Here is a 6,556-nt window from a genome sequence, read left to right on the forward strand (position 1 = left end):
AAAGACACATGAAAAAAATTCTTTTATCAATTTTAATAATCTTAAGTAGTACAATCCTTTTTTCTCAAAATATTGAAACTAAAAAGTTTAATTCGGAGATCTTGCAAAACGATCGCTATTTAAAAATTTATGTTCCACCTAGTTATACTTCCGAAACCTCTAAACAATATCCGTTAACAATAGTTTTTGATGCAGAATACTTGTTTGATGTGTATGTAGGAAATTCCATTTTATTTGCTTCCAAAGACAAAGCACCAGAGCAAATTATTGTAGGTATCAACCAGAATTACAACGGAGAAAGATATGAGGATTGTTCCTATCAAAAGGAAAATAGTTTCCCTACACAAGAGGGTGATGCGTTTTATCAATTTATTAAAATTGAATTAATCGATTATTTAGAAGAAAATTACCGAATTTCACCTTTTAAAACCATAGTAGGCAATACTTTAACTGCAAATTTTACCAATTATTTTTTAATTGAGCAATATCCTACTTTTAATGCATTTATAAATATAAGTCCGTATTACGCATTAGATATTCCTGTTTTATTACACCAAAAAGCAACTAGTTTAAAAGACGAAATCATATACTATTATGTTTCAAATAATAAAGATAATACAGTAGAAAAAGACAAAATTATTAAAGATACAGACACTATTTTAAATGGTGTAAATAATGTTAAATTTAAATATAAATACGATGCTTTTAAAAACAGTTCTAAAATTGCTGCAATCGGACAGTCTATTCCAAGTGCTTTAGCCTCTATTTTTGAAATGTATTCATCTATTTCTGAAGATGAATTTGAAAACAATATTAAAAATCTCTCTCCTGCAGATGCGATTGCATATTTAGAAAATAAATATGTAGAAATAGAATATCTTTTTGGAAGTAACCTAAAAATTAGAGAAAAGGATATCTTTGCCGTAGAAGCCATTATTTTAGATAAAGAAAATGGAGATTATTTAAAAAACTTTGGTGAAATGATTAATAAATTATATAAAGAATCACCCATTGGAGACTATTATATTGGACGTTATTACGAAACTGGAAAAAAATATAAAATGGCTTTAAGATATTACAAAAATGGCTATATGAAATTACCTGAAGGAGATCCAAATTCCGATGGATATTATGAAAATATTGAACGCGTACTTCAAAAAAGAGATGGTATGTATATTGAACAAAACCCAAATAATTAACTTATGAGAAACATTTATTTATCACTAATTCTTCTAGTTACAACTACATTTTTTTATGCTCAAGAAGACAATGTTGTAAACATAAAATTACCAACTGAACAAAAATACGAATTTACTCCAATTATAGATATTGAAGCTTCTGCTGTAAAAAGTCAAGGCAACACCGGAACTTGTTGGAGCTATGCAGCTTCTTCTTTTTTAGAATCTGAAATCTACAGAACTTCAGGTGAAATGATTGATATTTCTGAAATGTATAATGTTAGATACACTTACATTAATAAAGCTTGGAATTATGTTATGCGCCAAGGTAAAATTCAATTTAGTGAAGGCGGTTTAGCACACGATGTTTTTAACTCAATTGCTAAAAATGGTTTGGTTCCTGAAAGTGCTTATTCTGGACTTCAAAATGATGCCATAAAACACGACCATTCTAAAATAGTTCCTGAGTTAAAAGTTGTTTTAGATGCGTATATTAAAAATGACAAAGATGGTCCTTATCCAAACTGGAGAGCTTCGGTAGATTCTATTTTAGATGTTCATTTAGGTAAAATTCCTGAAGATTTTTATTATGAAGGGATAACATATGATCCTCATACTTTTTTAAAAAAAACCAACATACAAGCATCAGATTATGTTACTTTAACTTCATTTAAACACCAACCTTATAATTCAAGTTTTGTACTAAATATTCCTGATAATTTTTCTAACGGAATTTTTTATAACATTACTTTAGATGCATTGGTTTTAGAAACGGACAATGCCTTAAAACAAGGCTATACTGTTGCATTAGATTGCGACGTTTCTGAAAAAACATTTTCTTCAAAATTTGGTGTTGCTATAGTTCCAAAAAAATTAGATGAACAAGAAAAATGTTTGACTTATATTGTTGAAGAAAATACAATTACTCCAGAATTTAGACAACAAGAATTTGAAAATTATAATACAACCGACGATCATTTAATGCATATTGTAGGTGTGGTAAAAGATCAAAATGGTACTGAATATTACAAAGTAAAAAACTCTTGGGGAAATACTGGTGAAAAAATTGGAAACAATGGCTATATCTATATGAGTAAAGCATTTTTCAGACTTAAAACAATTTCTGTTTTAGTCCATAAAAGTGCATTAGGTACCGACTTAAAAAGTGGATTGAAAATATAACATTCTTGTAAACAAAGAAGCGTACTAAAATATATTTTAGTACGCTTTTTTGTTAAATATATAATTATACAAACTTTATTCCTTCTTCAGAAATAACAATTAATTTTTGACGAAACAAACCTCCAATAGCGCTTTTAAACGCCTTTTTACTCATTCCTAATTGATGTTTTATATCATTTGGGTCACTTTTATCGTGCAGTGCTAAAAACCCGTCATTTTTCCTTAAAGCATTTAAAATTGCAATTTCATTTTTAACAATCGTATGCTTAAAACCAACCGCCTGCAAACTAATATCTAGCTTTTCATCATCACGTATCTTCTTTATAAATCCAACTAATTTCTGACCTTCTTCAATTTTTTGGTACAGTTCATTTTTATAAAGCATTCCTTCAAATTCTTCATTTACTAAAACTGTAAATCCTATTGCTATATTTCTTACAACAATTAAATCTACTTTTTCTCCTACTTTTAAATCCATAATATTTTTATTTTAAATTGTTGAAATATGCTTTTAATATTAAATCGTTTTCTTCTCTTGGTGTAAAAATCTCTAATAATTTAGGATTTTCACATTCATTATAAAAACCGTTAAGTTCCTTTTTTAATTCGTCTTCATTGGCAGCAGTGGCATAATTAAAATTATACATTTTACATAAATGTTCTGCGGTTAAATTATGTGGTGCTTCAAAATAATCTAATGCACTGGATTCTTTTGGTCCGGGAATAAATCTAAAAATTCCTCCTCCATTATTATTAATTAAAATAATTCTGAAATTTTTCGGAATATACTTATTCCATAATGCATTGCTATCATAAAAAAAACTAATATCTCCTGTAATAAAAACTGTATTTTCTTTTACGGCAGTTGCAGCTCCAATAGCAGTACTTGTGCTTCCATCAATTCCACTGGTTCCTCTATTGCAAAAGACAGGTAGCGTTTTATTAATATCAAATAATTGGGTATATCGTATTATTGAACTATTGCCAATTTGCAATTGTGAATTTGTTGGAATAGATTTTAAAACGGTATCAATTACTTTTAAATCTGAAAACTTACAATCAGCTATAAACTTTTGATGTTTTTTTAAACGTTTTGACTTTTTTTGAAGCCAAAATTCTTGATAATCACTCTCTAATGGTTTGGTTAAAAAGAAAAACTGACTAAAAAATAATTCTGGTGAAATTTTAAAATGATTATTTAAACTAAAAAAGGTGTCAAACGCCCTTATAGAATCTATATGCCAATGATGTTTCGGCTTTAATTTTCTAAGATGCTGTTTAATTTTTTTTGAAACAATTAAACCTCCTAAACTTAATAAAATATCTGGTTGAAAGTGTGATAAATCATCATCTTCCAACGGAAAAATTAATTTATCTATACTATTAATAAATTTTGAATTTGAAACATTTGCAGTATTTTCTATCAATACTAGCACCGATGGATCTTTAGTCAAATGTTCTAATTGAATTTGTAACAAATCACTTGGGTAATTAGCACCTACCAACACCATTTTTCTTTTTGATGTATTCCAAATTGTTGCAAATTTTTCTAAATAATCTACATCTAATGGAATTTCTTCCAAATCGTTTAAAATTGGTACAAAATGAGTTAATTTATGTGTTGTTTCATACAAAGGCTCATCAAAAGGTACATTTATATGAACAGGTCCTTTTTGTTGGAATGAAATTTTTATAGTTTCATCAATCATTTCTTTAATAGAACCGTCAATATTTAAGTCTTCATTTAAACTAATAGACGCTAAAATATGATTTTCAAATACGTGCTCCTGACGTATTGTTTGTCCATCACCAATATCAATTAAATGCGCTGGTCTGTCTGCCGAAATAACAACCAACGGAATATTACTATAGAAAGCTTCGGCAATTGCTGGATAATAATTTAAAAGCGCAGAACCCGAAGTACAAACAATTGCAACTGGTTTTTGTAATTGTTGCGCAATACCCATTGCAAAAAATGCCGCACAACGCTCATCTACAATACTATACGTTTTTATAGCAGAGGAATTTGTAAAACCTATAGTTAACGGCGCATTTCTAGAACCTGGAGAAATTACAACATGTGCAACTCCATTCGCAATACAAGATGCTATAACAATTTGAGCCAATTCGTTTTTAGGAAATTGTGGCATTTAATTTTTAGAATTTTTAAAAGTGCAAAGGTACATAAAGTTATTGTGATATTTTATGAAATTAAACAAGATACATTCCTGATTGTTATCATTATAAATTGAGTTGGCTAATTGTAACTTTCAGTTATAAAACAAGGAAATGCTAAATTTTTAGTTGGATTATTTGAAATTAATTGATGGAAATTGTTATAAAATGTTACCCCACGACATGTTTAAACTTTTATTGTTGTGCAATTTACTTTAAATTTAGTATTTCATGTTTTACAAAACTCGCTTCATAATTTCTGCCTTTGCAACAGTCTCATTCCATTCATTTTCTGCGATACTTTTAGTTGTAATACCACCTCCAATATAGAGTGTTGCCTTATTTTCTTTAATTTTCATGCACCTTAAGTTTACAAATAAATTGGTAGTATTATTTATATTTAATTCTCCTAAATAACCCGAATAAAATACCCTGTTATAGTTTTCATGTTTCAAAATAAAATCTGTTGCTATATTTTGAGGAATCCCACAAATAGCAGGTGTTGGATGCAAAGAATTAATTAAATTACCCAATAAGTTTGATGCTTTTAAATTTGCAGAAATATCTGTCCGTAAATGCAATAAACTTCCAGCTTTTACCGTATAAGGACCTTTGGTTTCAATTTTGGTAGTTTTATCTTTTATATTTTCTAAAATATAATCTGTTACATATTGTTGCTCCAGCAATTCTTTTTCTTGCCATTCTACTTGCAACGTTTCATTAAATTTTTGTGTTCCTGCCAGTGCCATTGTTTTTAAATTAAGCTGTTTATCAATACTTATTAAACGCTCAGGTGTTGCTCCCATCCATAAACCAACCTTTGGATGAAACCAAACGTAAACAAATGCATTTTTATAATTATTCAGCATTTTTTTTAGCACATCAAATACTTCAATTGCATTACAAGAAACCTTCTCTTTTCTAGATAAAACAATTTTTTTTGCTTGATTCGTATTTATAAAATCTATAGCATTTTGTACTATAGATATGTGCTGTTTCTTAGCTTCTGGGTTTTCATCAACTTTAAATCCTGATTCTATTTCAGTAACGTTGAAATCCTTTTCTACAGCCGCAAAAATTTTATCACAGTAATTAAAAGGAAATAGTATTTTAGATTCGTTTTTATTAAAAGGCGAAAAAATAAAACCTGATTCTTCAAACGATTTTAACACATAAAGCACTGATGAATTTTGACACAATGCAGTAATTTTTGTGTCGTTTGGTTTTCTAAAAACAACAAAAGGTAAATTAGTGTTGTACATTTCACTAACTTTCTCAAAAAAAGTATCAATATTACAGCTTAAATTCATTAATTAAATGGGTATAGTAACTATTCTTATTTTTATCTTTTTGCTAAAATATAATTGGTTATTTTACAAATAGAAATAACTCTACCTCTATCGTCTTCAACTTTAATTTCAACCAAATGTATTGTTTTTCCTTTATGAATAATTTTTGCAGTTGCAGTAACAAATCCTTTTTTAACACTACGTAAATGATTTGCAGAAAATTCAATACCGCGCACACTATATTTATCCATATCAATTGCTAGCATTGAGGTTGGACTCCCAACACTTTCTGCCAAAGCCATAGTTGCTCCACCATTTAAAATTCCATCTGGCTGGTGAACTCTTGAATCTACAGGCATTCTTGCAACTAAAAAATCTTCACCTAAATCAATATATTTTATGTTTAGAGTTTCATTTAAAGTGTTTTCGCACATCTTATTTAAAACTTTTAACTTATTTAGAGCTTCTTCTTTAGTATTCATATTTAAAAAATTAGATTGGTAAAAATAAGAATTAAAACTTTAAATACTACCTTTGCAAATAAATTGTACCGTATAAAATGGCGTATAAAATTAGAGTAATATTAGATGTTGAGCAAGATGTTTTTAGAGACATTATTGTAAATGAAGCTATTAATTTAGAAGAATTGCATTTAACAATAGCAAAATCATTCGGATTTAAAGGACAAGAAATGGCCTCTTTTTATCTAACCGATGAAACTTGGGAACAAGG

General features: G+C 28.4%; 6 protein-coding genes and 1 pseudogene. 3 read left to right on the forward strand and 4 right to left on the reverse strand.

All coding sequences use genetic code 11. The annotated features are described in order from the left end of the window. A partial coding sequence (locus AB1Z17_RS01690; RefSeq protein ID WP_368050059.1) for an alpha/beta hydrolase occupies window positions 1-1,199 on the forward strand: 1,199 nt, incomplete at its 5' end. 3 nt (window positions 1,200-1,202) lie between these two features. Then, window positions 1,203-2,360: a C1 family peptidase gene (locus tag AB1Z17_RS01695; protein ID WP_368050060.1), complete on the forward strand. Its 1,158-nt coding sequence runs from the start codon at window positions 1,203-1,205 to the stop codon at window positions 2,358-2,360. Between the two features lie 64 nt (window positions 2,361-2,424). Here the strand turns inward: AB1Z17_RS01695 and AB1Z17_RS01700 are convergent, their stop codons facing one another. From AB1Z17_RS01700 to AB1Z17_RS01715, 4 genes are all read right to left on the reverse strand, one after another. Continuing rightward, window positions 2,425-2,838: a DNA-binding protein gene (locus tag AB1Z17_RS01700; protein ID WP_368050061.1), complete on the reverse strand. Its 414-nt coding sequence runs from the start codon at window positions 2,836-2,838 to the stop codon at window positions 2,425-2,427. Window positions 2,839-2,845: 7 nt separating this feature from the next. Next, window positions 2,846-4,510: a 2-succinyl-5-enolpyruvyl-6-hydroxy-3-cyclohexene-1-carboxylic-acid synthase gene (menD, locus tag AB1Z17_RS01705; RefSeq protein ID WP_368050062.1), complete on the reverse strand. Its 1,665-nt coding sequence runs from the start codon at window positions 4,508-4,510 to the stop codon at window positions 2,846-2,848. Window positions 4,511-4,771: 261 nt separating this feature from the next. Continuing rightward, window positions 4,772-5,845: an isochorismate synthase gene (locus tag AB1Z17_RS01710; protein ID WP_368050063.1), complete on the reverse strand. Its 1,074-nt coding sequence runs from the start codon at window positions 5,843-5,845 to the stop codon at window positions 4,772-4,774. Window positions 5,846-5,877: 32 nt separating this feature from the next. Then, a complete protein-coding gene (locus AB1Z17_RS01715; RefSeq protein ID WP_368050064.1) occupies window positions 5,878-6,306 on the reverse strand; it encodes a PaaI family thioesterase in 429 nt (142 codons plus the stop codon). A 77-nt stretch (window positions 6,307-6,383) separates the two neighbouring features. Here AB1Z17_RS01715 and AB1Z17_RS01720 point away from each other — a divergent pair. Next, a pseudogene (locus tag AB1Z17_RS01720) lies at window positions 6,384-6,556 on the forward strand (hypothetical protein); the annotation flags it as partial.

Source organism: Lutibacter sp. (genome assembly GCF_040883305.1).
Lineage (GTDB): Bacteria > Bacteroidota > Bacteroidia > Flavobacteriales > Flavobacteriaceae > Lutibacter.